Raw genomic sequence first — 17822 nt, forward strand, 5'->3', positions numbered from 1 at the left:
TTACTGGTAGGTGGCGACGATGCGCTGCCAGGCCGGATCGTCCTTGAGTTTTTTGAGCACCGGCGCGATTTTGCGGAAGGCGGCGGCGTGGCTGTGCGGCGCCAGCATGCGCCGCTCGGTGGGCGGGCTGGCCAGGGTGGCCAGATGCAGTTTGGACGCCATGCCGTGCGCGCGCATGAAGTAGCGCGCCATCGATTCGGCCACGATCACGCAATCGAGGCGCCCCAGCAGCACCTTTTCCAGGTTTTTCTCGTCGCTCGGGCCTTCGCTGCGCAGCATGCGCGCGCTGGCCAGCCAGGCGTCGATACCGGGATAGACGTAGCCGAGGGTGACGCCGACCGAGGCGCCGACCAGGCCCGCCGGTGCGTCCGGGCTGACCGGTTTTACCGCCAGCGACACCAGCGCGTAACGGTCGGAGGCGAACGGCGCCGACCACAGATACTTTTTCTGCTCCACGTCGTCGAACCATTCGGGCATCATGCCGATGACCATGCCGTCGATGCTGCCGTCTTCGAGCTTGACCTGGAGGCGCTTGCGCGGCATGAACTGCAGCTTGAAAGTGAGCTTGCCCAGCTTGCGCTGGTTCAGGTAGCCGATCAGGTCCGGGTACATGCCGCGCCCGTCACCGAGCATCAGCGGCGCGAAATTGGCGCTGGTGTAGACGGTGACCACTTCGGCAGCGGCGGGTTGTGCTGCCAGCAGCGCGCACAGGACCGACAGGCGCAGGACCAGGTTTTTCATGAAGTGATTATCGCATCCCGTTTCATTGATGAGTACGGATTTCGGCGTCGAGCGTTGCCAGGAACAGGTCGCGTTCACTGTCGACGATGCGGTCGACCCGTTCTTCGTCCATGCCGAGCGTTTCGAGCACGAAGGCGGACAGCTGCAGGCTGGCCTCCAGCGTTTCGGGCACCACGATGGTGGCGCCGGCGCGTTTCAGGGCGCGCGCATGCTGTTCGTCGCGCGAGCGCACCAGCAGCGGCACGTGGGGAAATTCGCGCCGGATGCCGCGCACCGCGTGCAGGGCCGACGCGGGATGGTCCATCGTCAGCACGATCGCCGGCGCCTCGCCCGCATTCACGTGGCGCAGCAGCTCGGCGCGCGCGGCATTGCCGAAGTAGACCGGCAAGCCTTCGCCATGCATTTTGGTGGCCAGGCGCGCGTCGTTCTCGAAGGCGATGTAGGCGATGCCTTCGGCCGTGAGCAGCTTGGCCAGTTGCTGGCCCACGCGCCCGAAGCCGGCGATGATGATGTGGCCGCGCGCGGCGCTCAGCGCGGCCTGGTCGGGCGTGGCGGTCTGGCCGTCGTCGCGCGGCTCCCAGCGCGTGCCGATCTCGCGCCCCAGGCGCGCCAGCATGGGTGTGATGAACAGGGACAGGCCCACGGCCAGCATCACGCGCGCGCCGAGGTCGGCGTCGACCAGTTTGCTGGCGGTGGCGTAGCCGATCACGATGAAGGCGAATTCGCCGCCCTGGCCGAGCAGCAGGCCGCCTTCGACCGCGCGCCCCCAGCTGAGCCCACCGATGCGGAACAGCACGGCGATGACGAAGGCCTTGATGGCGATCAGCCCCAATACGGCGCCGGCCAGCCACAGCGGCGCGTCGATGATCTGGCGCGCGTCCATGCCCATGCCGACCGTCATGAAGAACAAGCCCATCAGCAAGCCCTTGAAGGGCTCGACCATGAGTTCGACCTCATGCTTGAATTCGGTTTCGGCCAGCAGCAGGCCGGCGATCAGGGCGCCGAGCGCCATCGACAGGCCCGCCGCCGCGCTCAGGCCGGCGATGCCCAGGGTCGTGAGCAGCACCAGCGCCATGAACACGTCGGGCTGGCGGTGGCGCGTGAAGATGCGAAACAGGGGATGGACGAGGCGCCCGCCGACCAGGTAGATCAGCGCGATGGCGGCCGCCGCCTTGACCATGGTGATGGCCACCAGCGAGACGATGCCGTCGCTTTCGCCCTTGGCCATGACGCCGATCAGGATCAGCAGCGGCACCACCGCCAGGTCCTGCAGCATGAGGATGGAAAAACCGGCCTGGCCGAGCGGGGTGTCGGTGCTGTGCTGTTCGTTCATCAGCTGGATGACCACGGCGGTGGACGAGAGCGAGAGCACGATGCCGAGGATGACGGCGCTTTCCGCGCGGTAGCCCAGCAGGTAGATGACGGCGCCGAGGAGGGCCGCGCTGATGCAGACCTGGGCCGTGCCGGCGCCGAACACCCAGCGCCGCAGCGCCCACAGGCGGGCGGCCGACAGTTCCAGTCCGATCATGAACATCAGGAACATGACGCCCAGTTCGGCCAGCGCGACCACGCCTTCGGCGCGCGGGAAGGTGAGATAGGCCAGCCACGGATGGGTGTCCGCGAACAGGCCCAGGCCGAACGGGCCGAGCAGGGCGCCCACGGCCAGGAAACCGAGCACCTGGTTGATGCGCAGGCGCTGCAGGGTCGGAATCAGGATGCCCGCAAGCGAGAGGAACAGGAGGATTTCCCTCAGGAAGGGGAAGGCGTGTTGCTCTTGCACGGGGTGGGGCCTGTCGGGTTGTTGATCGCTCTTGCCATTCTATAACAGTGGGGTGGGGTGGCGGGGACTGGTGGTGCTGCTGGACAGTATGTTTGATGTTAATGACTGAGCTGGAAACCTGGGCACCCGCCTGCGCGGGTGCGACGGGGCTGGGGGCTGGCGGGGCTGACGACGCTAGCGGGGCTGGCGGGGCTGATAAGGCTGGCGGGGTTGGGGCGGATTGAAACAGCGAGCTGAGCGGCATTGAGACCGTGAGGGTCTGGCTGGCGATGCGCTTCGCTTGCGGCGGCGCAAACGGCATGCTGTATCCGTGGGGCAATATGACTGACCTGCCGCCTCATCGGAGTTCCAGCATGAAGCCCTCGTTTTTCAGCGTGCGCGAGAACTATCCCACCCGCGCGAGCGTCGACCGCACTGCCCTGTACAAGGCGATCGGCTGGGATGCCCTGGTCGGCGTGACTGCCTATCAGAATACCTGCGCCACCCGGGTCAGCCTGGCCCTGGTGCGCTCCGGCATGCGCATTCCCGGCCGGCTGGCCATCCTCAAAGGGGAGCACAAGGGCAGCCTCATCGAGCCCGGCCACGCCCGCCTGTCGATCCTGTTGCAACGCCGCAATCTGCTCGGCCTGCCGGAAGTTCACCGCGGCGGGCAGGCGCGCCAGGCCATCGGCAGGCGCAGCGGCATCGTGTCGTTCTGGCGCATCCAGGATGGCAGCGGGCCCGACGAAGGACATATCGATATCGTCTTCCCCGACCCGCACACGGCCGACGGCCCGGCCTGCGGAAGCCAGTGCTACTGGCAAGCGGGCGAAGTGTGGTTCTGGCCGCTCATTTAAGATGGTCAGCTGGCTTGCTGGCGCCTCCCGGCGTTGGCTTGCTGGCGCGTGTCGGTGCAATGGATCGCCTGTTCCAGCTCCACGCTCTCGCCGCGCATCTGCAAAAAGCGTCCGATCGCATTGTCCAGGCCCGGCAGCAGGATGCCGCGCTCGGTGTGCAGCGCGCTGTAGGCCGGGCGCGCGGCGATGTAGCGGCAGTCGGCGCTCGATTGTGCTTCGAGCCGGCTGGCGTCCACCCCGGCCTGTCCCGCCGCCATGCTCGCCAGTTCCACCCAGGTAAGCGGATGGCCGTTGGTCAGGTGCCATACCCCGCGTTCCTTGTCGATGGCAAGATCGAGGCAGGTGTTGACCAGGTCGGGCACGTAGGTTGGCGTGACCGTGATGTCGCTGGCGGCGGCGAACGGCGCGCCGCTTTCGAGGCTGGCCAGCGCCTGGGTGACGAAGTTGTAGCTGTCCCAGGGGCCGAAGAAGGAACTGGTGCGCACCACCAGCGCACCCGGGTGCCGGTCGAGCACGGTGAGCTCGGCGGCCGCCTTGCTTTTGCCGTAGATGTTGATCGGGGCCACGGGGTCGCTTTCCACATAGGGACACTGCCGCCTCCCGTCGAATACCAGGTCGCTGGAGAAGGTGGTCAGGTGCACCTGGTGGCGCGCGCAGGCGGCGGCCAGGACCGCTGGACCGGCGACGTTTTCGCGAAAGCAGCGTTCCACATCGTTTTCGGCCTCGTCCACCCGCACGTAGCCGCTGGCGTTGATGACGGCCCAGGGCTGGTAGCGCTGCATGGCTTGCTCCACCGAAACAGGGTCGGCAATGTCCATGTCCTGGCGGCTGAGCAGGCGATAGGCCAGGTTGCGGTGCTCGCAGATGCGGGCGAAGGCGCGCCCCAGCGTGCCGGTGGCGCCGGTGATCAGGATGGGCGCCGAGGCCGTGCCGACCAGGCTGTGGCCGTCGGCCGTGATGGAAGTGAGCGCTTCGGGCGTGGAGATTGGCGGGCACAGGCAGCGCCCGGCGCGGCGCCACCAGCCCTGGCCGCGCAGCACGGGGTGCGAGGGCGCGCGGCCGCTGCCCAGTTCGCGCATCATGGCCGCCAGCGCGGTGGGGCGCGGAAGCGGCGAGCGCACGTCGAACGGACCCGGCTCGTAGTAGCCGCGGCATTGCGTGACCAGGCTGTTCCAGTCGAACGAGCCGAGCAGCGCCCAGACAGTGACGGCGCGCAGGTCGATGCCGTTGCGCCGGGCTTGCTGCCCCGCTTCCCACACTTCGAGCAGCCAGCGCAACTGGTCTTCGCGGTTGGCGTCGATATGCGCTTCGGTGACCGCCAGCGGGATGCGGTAGCGGTCCCAGATTTCTTGCAGCAACGGCCCGATGCCGGGCGTGGGCGTGGCCAGGGCGCGCGCGGTTTCGATATCGGCGCAGGGCACGCCGTTGGCATGGCCGCGAAAGTGCGCCGGGTAGCGCTCGGCCCGGTGGTCGAGCCAGCGTTCGCTGGTCACGTAGTAATTGACGCCGATGAGGTCGGGCGGACAGGGATTGTCGCGGAACCAGAGCAGTTCGGCCGGCTGGGCCCCGTGGCCCGTCATGTAGCCCCACAGCGGATGCTCCGGCCCGACTTTGCCGCAAAGTAAGTCCCAGGCCAGCCAGCGCCGTTCGTTGTAGAACGCGGCGCAGCGGGCCATGTCGGGCGTGCCGTAGGTTTTGCCAAGGTCGTCCGTCTGGACCAGGCGCGCGCGCGGATTGACGCGCCGGATGGCGCGCATGGCCAGCACGGTTGCGCGGCACTGGATCAGCAGCGCCTGCAGGAAGGTGCGGTCGTCGCGCCCATGCGGATACCAGAGGCCGTACAAGCCGCTGAAGCGCGCGGTGGTCAGCGGCTCGTTGACGGGCGTGTAGGCGTCGATCCAGGGGTAGCGCGCGGCCACGGCGCCGGCGTATTCCGCCAGCCGCGTGGCGAAAGCGGGGTCGGTCAGGCAGGTGTCGCGCGGGCCGCTGCCGTGGTGTACCAGCCCGGCAATGGGACTGATGCCGGCTTCGCGCAAGGCGCTCAGGCGTTCGTCGGCCCAGGACCAGTCGGCGCTGGCCAGGCCGCCCGGTGCCACGCGCTCCCACAGCAGCGGGTAGCGGATGGTGCTGATTCCCAGGGAACTGAAGCGTGCGACATCGTCGGCGCGGCCGTGATGGCCATTTCTTTCTATCTGGCTGAAGTAATTGTCTCCCACGCGATTGACCGTACATTCGAGCCCGCCCCACAGGGCAAGCGGCTGGTGTGCTGCGTCGCTGTCGATTGATGGCATAAGTTCACTCGTAATATTTAAGCAATTTTAGAAATTAGATACCGGGCAGCGCCGAAAAGTTCAGTTTGTCTTTCGGTTTGCGCAAGTCGATGGCAAAAAACAACGAGAAATTGCTAGCAAAGAGGAAATTTTTGTTAGCTGAGTACAAAGATGATATGGATCAATGATATGATCCGCTATCAATTACGTAACAATACTTTCGTTTTAGTAATCACTATTAGGATTTAAATGAAATCATCAGTACTCCTGAGCGGCTTGTTTGCCGCCGCCCTGTTCGCCAGTGGCGCAGCACGCGCCGACCTCGTGGTCAACGGCAGCTTTGAAGTCAACAAAACCGCAAGTTCGTGGCAGCATTTCAATGCCGTGACCGGCTGGAATTCCAGCAACGGCATTTTTGAAATTCAAAAGGGCGCCAAGCAGGGCGGCGCCGCCGGTTTCAATCCGTACGCAGCCAGTGGCCGCCAGTACCTGGAACTGAACAGCACCGGCCTGAGCTCGGTATGGCAGATGATCGACACCTCGGTTGCCGGCACCTACTCGGTCTCGTTCGCGTACTCGGGCCGTCCGGACACCGCCGGTCACGCCAACAGCGCGATGAATGTGTACTGGGGCGACACCAAGCTGAACGATTCGCTGCTGATGGGCGGCACCAGCGGCCAGTGGAGCCTGTTCAGCATCACCGACCTGGTCGCCACCAGCCCGCTGACCAAGCTGCGTTTTGAATCGGTCGGCCCGACGTCGTCGCCAACCTACGGTTCCTACCTCGATGCCGTGTCGGTCGACGTGACCCCGGTTCCGGAGCCGGAAACCTACGCCCTGTTCCTGCTGGGCCTGGCAGTCGTCGGCGCTACCGTTCGCCGCAACAAAAAAGCCTGAGTTCCCTCGCTGCGCCGGTCCTGCATCGGCGTTGTCGTTGTTGGTGCTGTATGATGGACGCCAATGAAAAAAACGCCACCGGGTTAATTGCCCGGCGGCGTTTTTTTTCGTCTGGCGGCGCGACCGCGGTCCCGCCGGCGCGGATCAGTCCTTCAGGTCGGCCGGCACTTTGCCGCCGTTGGCCGCCAGCTTGTTCATGACCTGGCGGTGCAGCCAGATATTCATCGACGCCGAATCGCTGGTGTCGCCCGTGTAATCGAGCTCGTTCGCCAGTTCCTTGCGCGACTGCAGGCTGCTGTCCAGGTTCAGCAGCTTGAGCAGGTCGACGATCGAGGTGCGCCAGTTCAGGGTCTGGCTTTGCGGCATGCCGCTGAGGATGGCTTCGACGTCAACCTGCTCCATCGGCGCTGCCGGCGGCGGGGCCGATGCCTGGGTTGGCGCGCCCGGCGCTGCGCCGGTCGACTGCATCGATGCCGGTGGCGCGGCCGCAGGCGAGGTCGGCTGCACGGCTGGGTGCGACGAAGGGAAGATTTTGCGGAAGATATTGGTGAGAATGCCCATGAGTGACCTTTTGGTTGTTGGTGAATGGTTGAATACGAAAATTGCTTAGTGGCGCATGCCTTCAGCCACGCGGCCGAGCACGATGGCCAGCGCCGCCCCGCCGATGGTCTTGACCAGGGTCGGGTGCTCGGCGTAAAAGTCGCCCATGCGGTCGACGATGCCCGGATTGTTGCGTTCGGCGTCTTCCGCGATTTGCTGGACTTGCTCCGGCGTGAGCTGGGCAGCCTGTTCAGGCGTAATCGCGGCCGGCGTATCTCCGCCGCGGAACAGGTTGCCGAGAGTGCCGCCCGCGATCGAGCTGAGCAGGCCGGGGCCCACGTTGCTGATCAGCTGGTTGAGCATGCCGGCACGCTGGTTGGCGTCGCTATGGCCGAACAGCTGGCCGATCATCTGCGGGAATGGCGGGGTCTGGTCGGATCGCAATGCTTCCGACACGCCCTGGGCCACCGTGCCACGCGGCGCGTTCTGCGCCACCTGGTCGAAGTCCTCGAATGCGCGCGCGCCGTTGCTGTTGGCTGCGCCACCCAGGTATTGCTGTAGTAGATTGCCTAAATCGAAAGCCATACACCCTCCACTTGGATTGGAAAAGCATCGCTGCGCTGGTTTGCGCGAGGCCGATGCCGGAGCTTAGGCTGCTGCGGGCGCGCCATCTGTACGGCAGCGCACCGTGATGCGCTTTAAGCTGCCAATCGAGCAATATTCCTCGATTCACTGGAAATGGTTGCGCGGCAATCCGGCGCGCTCTAAGCTGGCGGCTTTTACTGACGGCCATCCTGATGCCTTACCTGTCGATTCTGATGTTTGCCGCCGTGTTCGCGGGCGCCGTGCTCGCCTGGGATATGCCGCTGGCGGTGGGTGTGTTGTACCTGGCGGCAAGCTGCGCCTGCTTTGCTCTCTACGCTATTGACAAGGCGGCGGCGCGCGCCGGCGGCTACCGCACGCCCGAACGCACCTTGCTGTTGCTCGGCCTGGGCTGCGGCTGGCCGGGCGCCGTGCTGGCGCAGCAGTGGCTGCGGCACAAGTCGTCGAAGGGGTCGTTTCAACTTGCCTTCTGGGTCACCGTGGCCTGCAATCTCGCTGCCTTCGTGTATCTCAGTTCGCCGCTGTCGTTCCTGCGCACGCCATAACCAGCGCAGCATGGTGTCGATCAGGCTCCGGTGCAGGCCCGCCGGCGTGCGAAGTCGCGTCGTCCGCCTGACGCGGCTTCAGAACGGGATGACGCGCGCCGCCAAGCGTTGCGTACCATGCTGCTCGACGTGGCGAATCAGGTCTTTGGCGGCCTGCGGCTGCGCGTCCGGCGTGCCGCTGCCGAATGGGGGAGCAGGGTAGTATTCGATGCCGAGCTGAATGGTGCGGGCCAGTGTCTCGCCGCCCAGCAGTGATGCGAGGAACAGGCCGGCATCGATACTGGCCGACACGCCCGCGCCGGTGATCAGCTTGCCATCGCGCTGATAGCGTTCGGTGCCGACCAGCGCGCCGTAAGCGGCGACGCGCTCGCGCGCGAACCAGTTGGTCGTGACTTTCTTGCCCTTGAGCAGACCGGCGGCGCCCAGGATTTCGGCCCCGTTGCAGATGCTGACCGTCCACGCCGTTGTCGCATGCAGACGGCGCACGCACGCCATCAGCGCGGCGTTGCCGAGCGCGCCAGCGACGCCGGGGCCGCCCGGCACGTACAGGATATCGGTCGTGTCGAGTTGATCGAAGGTCCTGTAGGCGGCCATGCCGAGGCGGCCGGTATCGCTGGCGACCAGTCCCACGCGGCCGGAGACGAACTCGACCTCCATGCCGGGAATATTCGCCAGCACTTCATAGCCGCCTACGACATCCAGCGCGGTAAAGCCATCGAACAACACAATCGACAATCGCATGATTTTCTCTCTGAAGTGATGCGCCATTGTCGGCGTGCCCACGGCGCCGGTGAAGAGGCGATATCGCCCTTTTTAATGGCATACTCGCCATATGAAGACGAAACGCATCGCCATCCTGGCGTACTCCGGCTGCATGGGCATGGAAGTGTTCGGCCTGTGCGATACCTTGCTGCTGGCAAATCGGGTCGCCGTGGCGATCGACGGCGCCGGCCCGCCCTTGTTCGAGGTAACCGTCACCAGTCTCGGCGGGGGCAATGTGACGGCGGCTGGCGGCATTCCGATTGGCACGCGCAAACCGGGCGCGCGGCCGGATTTGCTGGTTGTGCCGGGCATGGCACTGTCCGACCGTCATGCCTGCACAGCGCCGATGAGCGCGCTCGCGCCCGAGGTCGCGTATCTGGCCAAGGCGTTCGCCCAGGGCACGCCGGTGGCCGCCGTGTGTGTCGGCGCATTCCTGCTGGGCGATGCCGGCTTGCTGGACGGGCGCCGTGCCACCACCTCGTGGCTGTTCGCGCCCGACCTCGCGCGGCGTTTTCCCGCGGCCATGGTCGATCCGGCGGCCATGCTGGTCGAAGATGGCGGGGTGGCCACCACCGGCTCGTTCAGTGCCGCCTTCGACCTGGCGATGCATCTGGTCAGGCAGGGCGCGAGCGCCAAGGTGCAGCGGGCGGTGGCGCGCATGGGCTTGCTGGACGAGCGGCGGACCAGCCAGGCGCCGTTCATCGATACGCGCATGCTGGCGCGGCCGGATGGCGCGTTCGCTGCCAGCGTGCATGCCTGGCTCGGTCAACGGTTGGCCGAGCCGTACAATCTTAGGCGGGTCGCGGCGGCGTTCCATGTCAGCGACCGCACCTTGCTCAGGAGGGTGAAGGAAGAGACGGGACAAACGCCGCTGGCGTATTTGCAGCAGGCGCGCGTCGGCAAGGCCAAGGTGCTGCTCGAATCGACCGCGCTGAGCGTGGCGCAGGTGACAGAGCGCGTGGGGTATGCGGACGTGGCCACCTTCGGCGCCCTGTTCAAGCGCAATGTCGGGCAGTCGCCAGCCGAGTACCGGCGCAGGTTTAGAATATCAGCCAGGTAGACGTGAAAAAGCGGCCCGCGTGATTGCATCCTTGGACCAGACGCCGGGCAAGCTAAACGCGGTCAGGCGAATCCACGCATGGCAAATGGTGGAATCCATCGTCTAGTCTTACTGTGTCACAAATTTCGTCCAACCGCATTGCAACATGGGCAACGCTGAAATCGCATCATGATTGCACGTGTGATTGCTGCGCGGAGCGACGTTATCGAATCAGGCACGTGGCGCTGCGTTCGCCCGGCTGCCGCGAGCGAGGTAATTATCGGGTAAGGGAGCGATTTTTGGTTGAGCGGAGTTTTTTTTTGCGCCTCGATCGTTGAGGCGTTGACTGATTAAGAATCCATAAACGGCGATGCACAACGTGGCGTGGTGGTGAAAGCCTTGCCAGCCTCGGCCCTCATAGTGTCCGAGGCCGAATTCCTGCTTCAGGTCTTGATAGTCGCGCTCGATTCGCCAGCGCATTTTCGTCACGAACACGATCTGCTCAAGCGTGGCACCGCTTGGTGCTGTTGAGAGAAAGTATTTCAACGGCTCGGCGTCACCTTCGGGCCATTCGATCAATAACCACTCCTCTGCGCGCTGCGCGCTGCGCCAGATATCGCGATGGGCCGGCCGCACGCGCAGTGCGGCGAATCGCGACGACAAGGTCGAATTACTCCCCTCCCGCCAGTTCACCTGCTGATACGGATCTGTTGGTAGTCCCATCGCTACTTCCTTGACCGACGCAGGTTCGTGGCCCGGTCCGCGACGCAGCAGGCTTGATGGGCGTCCCCGGCCTTTTTGCGGTATCGGCGGCAGCGGTGACACGCCCAGCGGCCATACCGTCGTTCCGGGGCGGATGCCGACGGCATAGAGCAAGCCCATTTCTGTAATACCGTCACGAAAGGCCGTTTCATCACCATAACCGGCATCCGCCAACACAACACCGGGCGGCACCTTTGCCACGATAGCGGCACGCAATTGTTCCAGCGCTATCTCTGGTTTGGTTGCAAATGCCTGATCTTCAGGCACGCCCGCCTTGCGGCGACGCTCCGCATCACTGGCCCAGTCCTTGGGAAGGTAAAGTTGGTATGCGATGGGAATACTTCCCAATTCGGTGGCAAGCGATACGCTCACTGCTACCTGACAATTGTCTTGCTTGCCAAGCTGGCCGCAATACTGACGCGCCACACCAACGGAGTGCTTGCCCTTCTTGGGAAAGCCAGTGTCATCAACTATCCAATAGTGTCCGGTCTCGCAGGCCAGCGCGGGCTGCACCCAGTTCCGGACCGATTCCAGAATTGCGGAATCGGACCACGTAGATTTGGCGACGAAATGATGTAGCGACTGGTGCTTGGCACACACGTGCATTGGGTCCGTATGCGCAGCCAAAGGCTCGATGCTCTTGCGTGCAATCGGCAGCATCAACCCTTGGCAATAGTCTCGCAAGCTGACTCTACGGTCAGCATGGCCCAGTGCAGCGCAGAGATGTTCGAGGTACTCGTCCAGTTCCGCCAAATCGCTCATCTTCGCCTCCCACCATCATGGAAGGTTTAAGTATACACAAGAATTAATTTTTATGACACAGTAAGACTAATGCTGAATGGCCGCCCGGCTCTGTTACTAACTTTCTAGAATGTAGAGCTATGGTTCCATAGGAAACTGCGAATGGGCCATTTTCCCGCCGGTCCTTAACTGCGACCTTTTCAGATAGGCAATACTTTCTCCCTATTTCCTGTAAAACTAGATTTTTTCACCGATTGATGGAACTTCACAAGTGAACATACGTCAATACACCGTCGCAACGTATACCGCATGATTGCCGCGCGATGGAACCATGTGATCCTCCAAACGATGACAACGTTGCTTCTCGCATTTATTGTTGAGTTTGCTTACCTTGTAATCAGTCCCATCATTTGGAGCTGGGCTAGGGCGCCCCCGTGGTTATTTTCTAATCTAACTCGGGACAAATCGTGAAAAAATTTACACGTGTTCTTTTCCTCCAATTCCTTGTGTTCGCACAAGCAATGGCGGGAGCCATGGACCAAAAGGAAGAAAACGCCGCATTCGACAATCAGTTAATGGTTAACTCCGTCGTGGGCGCAGAAGTAGGACCCAACGGTGAGCCGGCAGTTTATGTCCGGGATAAATTTCTGGAGGACGAACAGCAACCCAAGCCGGAGCCTTTCGTCTTCGGTTTTTCAACGGCGGTTTCATTCAGCTCAACAATCGGGTCGGGCGATGGCGGAGCGCCGCTAAAAGCCTCTCGCCCATCACCTGGCAATAAGAACAGGGAGTCGGAGGGTTTAGGTTGTAAATCCACGGAAAATCCTGTTCTCATCGCAACCGGCGAAAAGCACAAAACCGAAGAGGACTTTACTGCTCAGGGACTCTACGCACTATCGTTATCTCGCACATACCGAAGTATGCACGGAGAGGGCGCTCTCTTTGGCAAGCGCTGGCTTTCCAGCCTGGACCCCCACCGGCTTGAGTACGGCGACTTCTTCGCGCCGCAAGCTGATTGGCATCTTATTCCCAAGACGATTACTCACATCGACGAAAACGGCACGGCGGTCGTGTATAAGTACATAAGGTCGGGCCCGCCAGTTGGCGGGGACGAAGTGCGTACCCCAAAACCGCTACCGCCCAACGCGCGAGCTACTCAGCCAGCCGTCCCCCCCAAGCGACCTAATGCTACTCCCAGGCGCCCGGAAGTATATTATTACGCAGAAGGCAGGGATATTTCCGCCGAGGACGAGCTAAGCTATTTCCCGGAACAATCCGTAGTCATTCGCAAAAATAGGAAAACTTTCGCATTCACGCCGCAAGGCCAAATCGACAGCATTGCAGACCAGGGCGGCCTGAACTTACGACAATACACATACTATCCCACCTCCAATCGCGTCCCCGCTAAACTTGCGTCGATTCAAAACGCTCCCGGACAAAGCGTCAAATTTAATTGGGGTGCGAACGGCTTGGTCTCAAGTGTTGTGGACACCAATAATCACACTTGGACCTACCAATACAACGACAAGGGTATGTTGACCAAGGTGACTTCGCCCGCTCCCAATCCGGATGTACGCGACTATCATTACGAGGCTGGCGACCCGTCTCTACTTACTGGTATCACAATCGGCGGTGTCCGCTATAGCACTTATAGCTACTGGCCGGATCGGCGCGTGCATATAAGCGGGCTCACCGGCGATCGCCACCGTGATGTTTTCGACTACAGTGACAAGCTGACCGTAGTTACCAATGCCCAAGGCCAGCAATCCCGATACAGCTTCGTCAATGTGGCAGGCGAATTAAAGATCAATAAGATTGACCGGACAGCGACGGCCACGTGCCCGCATTCCAGCGCATTTACCGACTACGACCCGTATGGCTACGTTTCGACTACTACCGATTGGCGCGGTACCCCAACAACTTACCATTACGACGAAAACGGCTATCTATCCACCGAAACCAAAGCAGCGCGCACGGCGGAGGAGACAAAAACGGAGCACACGTGGCATAACGGCGAGCTGCGCGAAACGGTCTATAAAGGCGCCGGGGGCGACAGTTATGCCAAGGTCAACTATGCTTACCACTCGGGTGGTCGAGAACGCGGACGTATAGCGGAAACACTGATCACCGACCTGAAATCTGGCAGGGGACGGCTTACCAGATATGCATACGCGTTTCACCCGAACGGCACGCTGGCGACCATGGTCACAACTGCTTTCCTCGCCGGTAGGGAAATCCGGTCAACAGTCAACTACGATGCCTTCGGTCGGGTAAGTTCGACCGTCAACCCATTGGGTCACGTGAAGTCTTTTGGCGGCTACACCGGACTCGGTATGCCAGGCACGATGACCGACATAAATGGGCTTGTCACCAGTTACTCGTACCACCCTAACGGCACGCTTGGAAAAATTACTGCGCCGGGCAATCTCATTACTCAAGCTACTTATAACGCCGCGCGCCAGCCGACGACCATTACCTTTCCCGACGGCAGCGTGATCAAGTATCGATATTCACCTGATGGCGATTTGGAAGCAGCAGGGGATGCGCAGAATCAGTTTTCAACCGTCAAGTATGACGCAGGCAGCAATTCCGTGCGCGACGCTTCACCCCGGCAAGTGCCGTCAGCTGGTCCAAACGGTCCTAATGCTGCCGCCGGCGGTGAGTTCAGCAAGGTAACCAAGCTCGATTCCTTGGGGCGGCCTTACCAGATGGTGAACAACAAGGGCGAACGGGAAGATATTCGCTACGATGGAAACGGCAATATTGTCGAATTCTATACTGGCGACGGCAAGGGTACTTTCTACGAATATGACGCACGAAACCGATTGATCAAACAAACAACGGCGGATGGATCAATCACGCGTCTCGAATACGACTGGTCGGGTCGGCTGGAAGCCTTTACTGATCCTCGCGGCGTAAGGACCACCTTCGCCTACAACAACTTCGGCGACGTGCTTCGCATCGATAGTCCTGATCGAGGTACCACTACGTACGATGCATACGACGACCTTGGACGGCTGACGCATGAAACACAGGCCAATGGCAAGGTTATTACGTACACATGGGACGATCTTGGCCGTCAGAAGACACGTCACAGCGGCGATACCACTGAAACCTTCAACTACGATGAGGGCCACTTGGGCAAGGGCCTCTTGACGAGCATGACCGATGCGACGGGACGCACAAATTGGACGTATGACGCTGCCGGCAAGCCGATTCGCCAAGATAACGATATCTACGGTACGAAGTTCACAACAAGATGGGCATATAACGCCGGCGGCCGGCTGAGTGGCATGGAATGGCCCAGCGGTCTTAACGTTGACTATGAGTATGACGGTACCGGTCGCCTGACAAAAATGCGGAGTAACCTCAGCGGCAAGTGGGCCACTATAGCCAGTGGGTTCCTGTATCAGCCCGCCAACGAGTCAATGTACGCCTGGCGCTTTGGCAATGGGCAATCGCGCATGAGCACGTTTGACGTGGATATGCGCCTCGATCAGCTCCAGACGCCTGGTGTGCATTCTCAGAACTTCGACTACAGTCCCCGTGGAACGATCTCCAAAGTCTCCGACGCGGTTCGTCCCGAGTTGACGACCGACTACGGCTACGACGAGCATGGCCGGCTTTCGAGCGTCAACCGCAACGGCGATCACCAGTATTTCGGATGGGATGACGTCGGCAATAGAGTCAAGCACAGCCGGGAAGCGCAGGGTGAGTTCAACTACAGTCTCTACCCTGGCACCAACCGCCTTCAGCACTGGACTGGCGGCGGTCAATCACGCCGGTACGAGTACGACGCGGTAGGTAACGCCACGATTGAGCATCGCCATGATGGGAATCGCAAGTACACCTACGACAACTTTAACCGCATGAACGGGGTATGGGTCAATGGGGCACAAGTCGGGGATTACCGCGTAAATGGGCTCAACCAGCGAGCCTTGAAGATCACCAACAATGTCGGCACAAGGTCGATTTACGGACCCGCTGGCGAACTCATTGCAGAAATCGGCGGAACAAACACGCAGTATGTCTACCTCAACGGCCAGATCTTTGGCATTGTGCGCGGCGGCCAATTCTACGCGAGCCATAACGACCAGATTGGACGTCCCGAAGTGCTGACGAACGGCGACGGCGCGCCAGTCTGGCGCGCGGCGAATGCAGCGTTTGACCGCCGAGTTGTAACCGATTCCATCGGGGGAATGAATGTTGGATTTCCTGGTCAGTATTACGATGCAGAGTCCGGGCTCTGGTACAACTGGCATCGCTATTACGATGCCACCTTGGGCCGCTACATCCAAAGCGATCCGATTGGATTAGCCGGAGGCGCGAACCCATACGGCTACGTAGGTGGAGATCCGCTGAGAAATTCCGATCCACAAGGACTACTCCCAGCTTTTCTCATTCCGGCCTTCCTTTTCGTGGCAGAGCATCAAGTGGGCTTCTTGGCTGCCAGCACGGTTGCCGTTGCGATCACGACAGGGGCCGACGTGCCTGGGCCGATGGGGGCCGCGACGAAGGGGGCAGCAGGTGCAGCTAAGGTAGGCGGACAATACGCGTTAAGAGCGTTGCACGATGGGTGGTACCCTGTCATGCAGTACAGACACGCTGATCCAGTAGGCGTGATGTACTGTAAGAAAGGGGACATATGGAAAATTGGAATTGCCGACGATTTTCTCACACGGTATAGACAGCCAGACCTTGACAATATCGGGCTAGGGTTGTACTTGGATAGGGAATTTGTCGGCGGCACCAGGGCACAAGCGTATAAACTTGAGAACATGAAGATACTGAACTACACAGCGATCCATGGTCATCGTCCCCCTGGAAACAAAACTAATCACTAGGAGGCCTTATGAAATGCAACATTGTGGGCGAATCTGACCACGACTCCGGTCTGTCAAACGTGCTGTACTGGCTTTCCCGTCCAGAGCAGTGGGAAGCGTTTGCGAAGGATTACGGCGAGGGACTTGAGAAGCTTGTGATCGATGTGATCTGTGCCAAGCTTTTAGATGGTCTCAAACCGCGGATTCGTTTTGCCAAAAAGACGAAGTATCTGTACATGGACATCATGCTGGACTATGACGATTTTGTCCGCCTAACGGCGGAGGAAAAAAAGGAAAGAGTCATGAAGCGCTTGTTGGAGGACGTACCCCCGATTGTCAGAAAGTACAAATTCGCCGACTTTAACACCGAACTCTTCCTTTCAGACTTCAACCGGTACTATTCTGGTCTGCTCGCAGAGCTTCCGCGAACACCCGCGCAGGCCGCCTGATTGGGGTCGCAGGCGGTGACAGTAACCGCCTTCCCCATAATTGCCGGCGCTACAGCAGATTTTGCTGTAGCGCCGGTGATATTTGAAGCTAGGATATGCCGTGTGGGATACTGTATGAATGCACAGTATTTCCAACCACATTCAATATCTCTAGGTATATCTATGGCAACCCCTATCATCCCGTGGATCGGCGGGAAACGTCGTCTCGCCGACTTCCTTATTCCACAGTTTCCCCCACAAAAGTGTTACGTCGAGGTGTTTGCTGGTGGCGCCGCGCTGTACTTTATGCGGCCTCCGGCCGACAACAAAACCAACCATTAGGAGGTCTTATGGACTGCACAATAACCGGCGATTGCGACCACGACTCTGGTCTGCCAGATGTGCTCCTCTGGCTTAACCAACCGGAGCAGGAGGAAGCGTTTGCAAAGGACTACGGGGAGGGGCTTGGCTCGCTCGCGGTCATTCTGGTTTGTAGCAAGCATATAGTTGATGTCAAACCGCGAATTCGTCAGTCAAAGGAGGAAAAACGGTTGTACATGGACATCATGCTTGTTTATACCGAGTTTGTTCTCCTAACGGCAGAGAACAAGAAGGCAAGAGTGTTGGACGCCCTGTTAGAGGACGTGCCGCGAGTTGTCAGAAAGTACAAATTCGCCGACTTTGACACCGAACGCTTCCTTTCAGACTTCAATCGGTATTATTCTGGTCTGCTCGCAGAGATTCCGCGAACACCCGCGCAGGCCGCTTGATTGGGGTCGCAGGCGGTGACAGTAACTGCCTTCCCCAATAATTGCCGGCGCTACAGCAGATTTTGCTGTAGCGCCGGTGATATTTGAAGCTAGGATATGCCGCGTGAGATACTGTATGAATATACAGTATTTCTAACCACATTCAATATTTCTAGGTATATCTATGGCAACCCCTCTCATCCCGTGGATTGGCGGAAAGCGTCGTCTCGCCGACTTCCTTATTCCACAGTTTCCCCCCATACAAGTGTTACGTTGAGGTGTTTGCTGGTGGCGCCGCGCTGTACT

The 17822-nt window shown here is 60.7% G+C and carries 14 protein-coding genes and 2 pseudogenes; 9 read left to right on the top strand and 7 right to left on the bottom strand.

The annotated features are described in order from the left end of the window. Both RBA41_RS30475 and RBA41_RS30480 read right to left on the bottom strand, forming a co-directional pair. Entirely contained in the window at nucleotides 1-741 is a 741-nt protein-coding gene (locus RBA41_RS30475; RefSeq protein WP_306628114.1) for a substrate-binding periplasmic protein, read from the bottom strand. Nucleotides 742-763: 22 nt separating this feature from the next. Beyond that, nucleotides 764-2521, bottom strand: coding sequence for a cation:proton antiporter domain-containing protein (locus tag RBA41_RS30480; RefSeq protein ID WP_306628115.1), 1758 nt, complete (start codon nucleotides 2519-2521; stop codon nucleotides 764-766). A 353-nt stretch (nucleotides 2522-2874) separates the two neighbouring features. On the opposite strand from RBA41_RS30480, the gene RBA41_RS30485 reads away from it, so the two are divergent. Beyond that, nucleotides 2875-3357 carry a T6SS effector amidase Tae4 family protein gene (locus tag RBA41_RS30485; RefSeq protein WP_306628116.1) on the top strand — a complete coding sequence of 161 codons (483 nt, stop codon included), beginning with the start codon at nucleotides 2875-2877 and terminating at the stop codon, nucleotides 3355-3357. A gap of 5 nt (nucleotides 3358-3362) precedes the next feature. Here RBA41_RS30485 and RBA41_RS30490 read toward each other — a convergent pair whose 3' ends face one another. Beyond that, nucleotides 3363-5648, bottom strand: a complete 2286-nt coding sequence (locus tag RBA41_RS30490; RefSeq protein ID WP_306628117.1) for an SDR family oxidoreductase — start codon at nucleotides 5646-5648, stop codon at nucleotides 3363-3365. A gap of 228 nt (nucleotides 5649-5876) precedes the next feature. Between RBA41_RS30490 and RBA41_RS30495 the strand changes: the two genes are divergently transcribed. Next, nucleotides 5877-6524, top strand: a complete 648-nt coding sequence (locus RBA41_RS30495; RefSeq protein ID WP_306628118.1) for a DUF642 domain-containing protein — start codon at nucleotides 5877-5879, stop codon at nucleotides 6522-6524. A gap of 144 nt (nucleotides 6525-6668) precedes the next feature. Here RBA41_RS30495 and RBA41_RS30500 read toward each other — a convergent pair whose 3' ends face one another. Together RBA41_RS30500 and RBA41_RS30505 are read right to left on the bottom strand one after the other, a co-directional pair. Further along, a complete protein-coding gene (locus tag RBA41_RS30500; RefSeq protein WP_306628119.1) occupies nucleotides 6669-7085 on the bottom strand; it encodes a DUF3597 domain-containing protein in 417 nt (138 codons plus the stop codon). Nucleotides 7086-7130: 45 nt separating this feature from the next. After that, on the bottom strand, nucleotides 7131-7649 hold the full coding sequence (locus RBA41_RS30505; protein WP_306628120.1) for a hypothetical protein: 519 nt from the start codon (nucleotides 7647-7649) through the stop codon (nucleotides 7131-7133). 212 nt (nucleotides 7650-7861) lie between these two features. On the opposite strand from RBA41_RS30505, the gene RBA41_RS30510 reads away from it, so the two are divergent. After that, nucleotides 7862-8212, top strand: a complete 351-nt coding sequence (locus RBA41_RS30510) for a DUF1294 domain-containing protein (protein ID WP_306628121.1) — start codon at nucleotides 7862-7864, stop codon at nucleotides 8210-8212. 78 nt (nucleotides 8213-8290) lie between these two features. Here the strand turns inward: RBA41_RS30510 and RBA41_RS30515 are convergent, their stop codons facing one another. Continuing rightward, entirely contained in the window at nucleotides 8291-8953 is a 663-nt protein-coding gene (locus tag RBA41_RS30515; protein ID WP_306628122.1) for a DJ-1/PfpI family protein, read from the bottom strand. A gap of 91 nt (nucleotides 8954-9044) precedes the next feature. Here RBA41_RS30515 and RBA41_RS30520 point away from each other — a divergent pair, with 91 nt between their 5' ends. Continuing rightward, complete coding sequence (locus RBA41_RS30520) at nucleotides 9045-10034, top strand: GlxA family transcriptional regulator (protein WP_306628123.1); 990 nt, start codon at nucleotides 9045-9047, stop codon at nucleotides 10032-10034. Between the two features lie 210 nt (nucleotides 10035-10244). Here RBA41_RS30520 and RBA41_RS30525 read toward each other — a convergent pair whose 3' ends face one another. Further along, on the bottom strand, nucleotides 10245-11537 hold the full coding sequence (locus RBA41_RS30525; protein WP_306628124.1) for an IS701 family transposase: 1293 nt from the start codon (nucleotides 11535-11537) through the stop codon (nucleotides 10245-10247). 446 nt (nucleotides 11538-11983) lie between these two features. Here RBA41_RS30525 and RBA41_RS30530 point away from each other — a divergent pair, with 446 nt between their 5' ends. The 5 genes and pseudogenes from RBA41_RS30530 to RBA41_RS30550 form a co-directional block, all read left to right on the top strand. Then, nucleotides 11984-16360 carry an RHS repeat-associated core domain-containing protein gene (locus tag RBA41_RS30530; protein ID WP_306628125.1) on the top strand — a complete coding sequence of 1459 codons (4377 nt, stop codon included), beginning with the start codon at nucleotides 11984-11986 and terminating at the stop codon, nucleotides 16358-16360. Nucleotides 16361-16368: 8 nt separating this feature from the next. Next, nucleotides 16369-16788 (top strand): Imm44 family immunity protein, encoded by a 420-nt coding sequence (locus RBA41_RS30535; RefSeq protein WP_306628126.1) that lies wholly within the window; start codon nucleotides 16369-16371, stop codon nucleotides 16786-16788. Nucleotides 16789-16950: 162 nt separating this feature from the next. After that, nucleotides 16951-17088 (top strand): annotated as a pseudogene (locus RBA41_RS30540) (DNA adenine methylase); the annotation flags it as partial. Nucleotides 17089-17117: 29 nt separating this feature from the next. Continuing rightward, nucleotides 17118-17537 carry an Imm44 family immunity protein gene (locus RBA41_RS30545; protein ID WP_306628127.1) on the top strand — a complete coding sequence of 140 codons (420 nt, stop codon included), beginning with the start codon at nucleotides 17118-17120 and terminating at the stop codon, nucleotides 17535-17537. A gap of 163 nt (nucleotides 17538-17700) precedes the next feature. Then, nucleotides 17701-17822 (top strand): annotated as a pseudogene (locus RBA41_RS30550) (DNA adenine methylase); the annotation flags it as partial.

It is taken from the genome of Massilia scottii (assembly GCF_030846495.1).
GTDB lineage: Bacteria > Pseudomonadota > Gammaproteobacteria > Burkholderiales > Burkholderiaceae_D > Telluria_A > Telluria_A violaceinigra.

Bases quoted from the DNA above. Each gene is read 5' to 3' on its own strand.
- RBA41_RS30475 (WP_306628114.1), bottom strand. From the start codon at position 741: ATGAAAAACCTGGTCCTGCGCCTGTCGGTCCTGTGCGCGCTGCTGGCA.
- RBA41_RS30485 (WP_306628116.1), top strand. From the start codon at position 2,875: ATGAAGCCCTCGTTTTTCAGCGTGCGCGAGAACTATCCCACCCGCGCG.
- RBA41_RS30490 (WP_306628117.1), bottom strand. From the start codon at position 5,648: ATGCCATCAATCGACAGCGACGCAGCACACCAGCCGCTTGCCCTGTGG.
- RBA41_RS30495 (WP_306628118.1), top strand. From the start codon at position 5,877: ATGAAATCATCAGTACTCCTGAGCGGCTTGTTTGCCGCCGCCCTGTTC.
- RBA41_RS30500 (WP_306628119.1), bottom strand. From the start codon at position 7,085: ATGGGCATTCTCACCAATATCTTCCGCAAAATCTTCCCTTCGTCGCAC.
- RBA41_RS30505 (WP_306628120.1), bottom strand. From the start codon at position 7,649: ATGGCTTTCGATTTAGGCAATCTACTACAGCAATACCTGGGTGGCGCA.
- RBA41_RS30510 (WP_306628121.1), top strand. From the start codon at position 7,862: ATGCCTTACCTGTCGATTCTGATGTTTGCCGCCGTGTTCGCGGGCGCC.
- RBA41_RS30515 (WP_306628122.1), bottom strand. From the start codon at position 8,953: ATGCGATTGTCGATTGTGTTGTTCGATGGCTTTACCGCGCTGGATGTC.
- RBA41_RS30520 (WP_306628123.1), top strand. From the start codon at position 9,045: ATGAAGACGAAACGCATCGCCATCCTGGCGTACTCCGGCTGCATGGGC.
- RBA41_RS30525 (WP_306628124.1), bottom strand. From the start codon at position 11,537: ATGAGCGATTTGGCGGAACTGGACGAGTACCTCGAACATCTCTGCGCT.
- RBA41_RS30535 (WP_306628126.1), top strand. From the start codon at position 16,369: ATGAAATGCAACATTGTGGGCGAATCTGACCACGACTCCGGTCTGTCA.
- RBA41_RS30545 (WP_306628127.1), top strand. From the start codon at position 17,118: ATGGACTGCACAATAACCGGCGATTGCGACCACGACTCTGGTCTGCCA.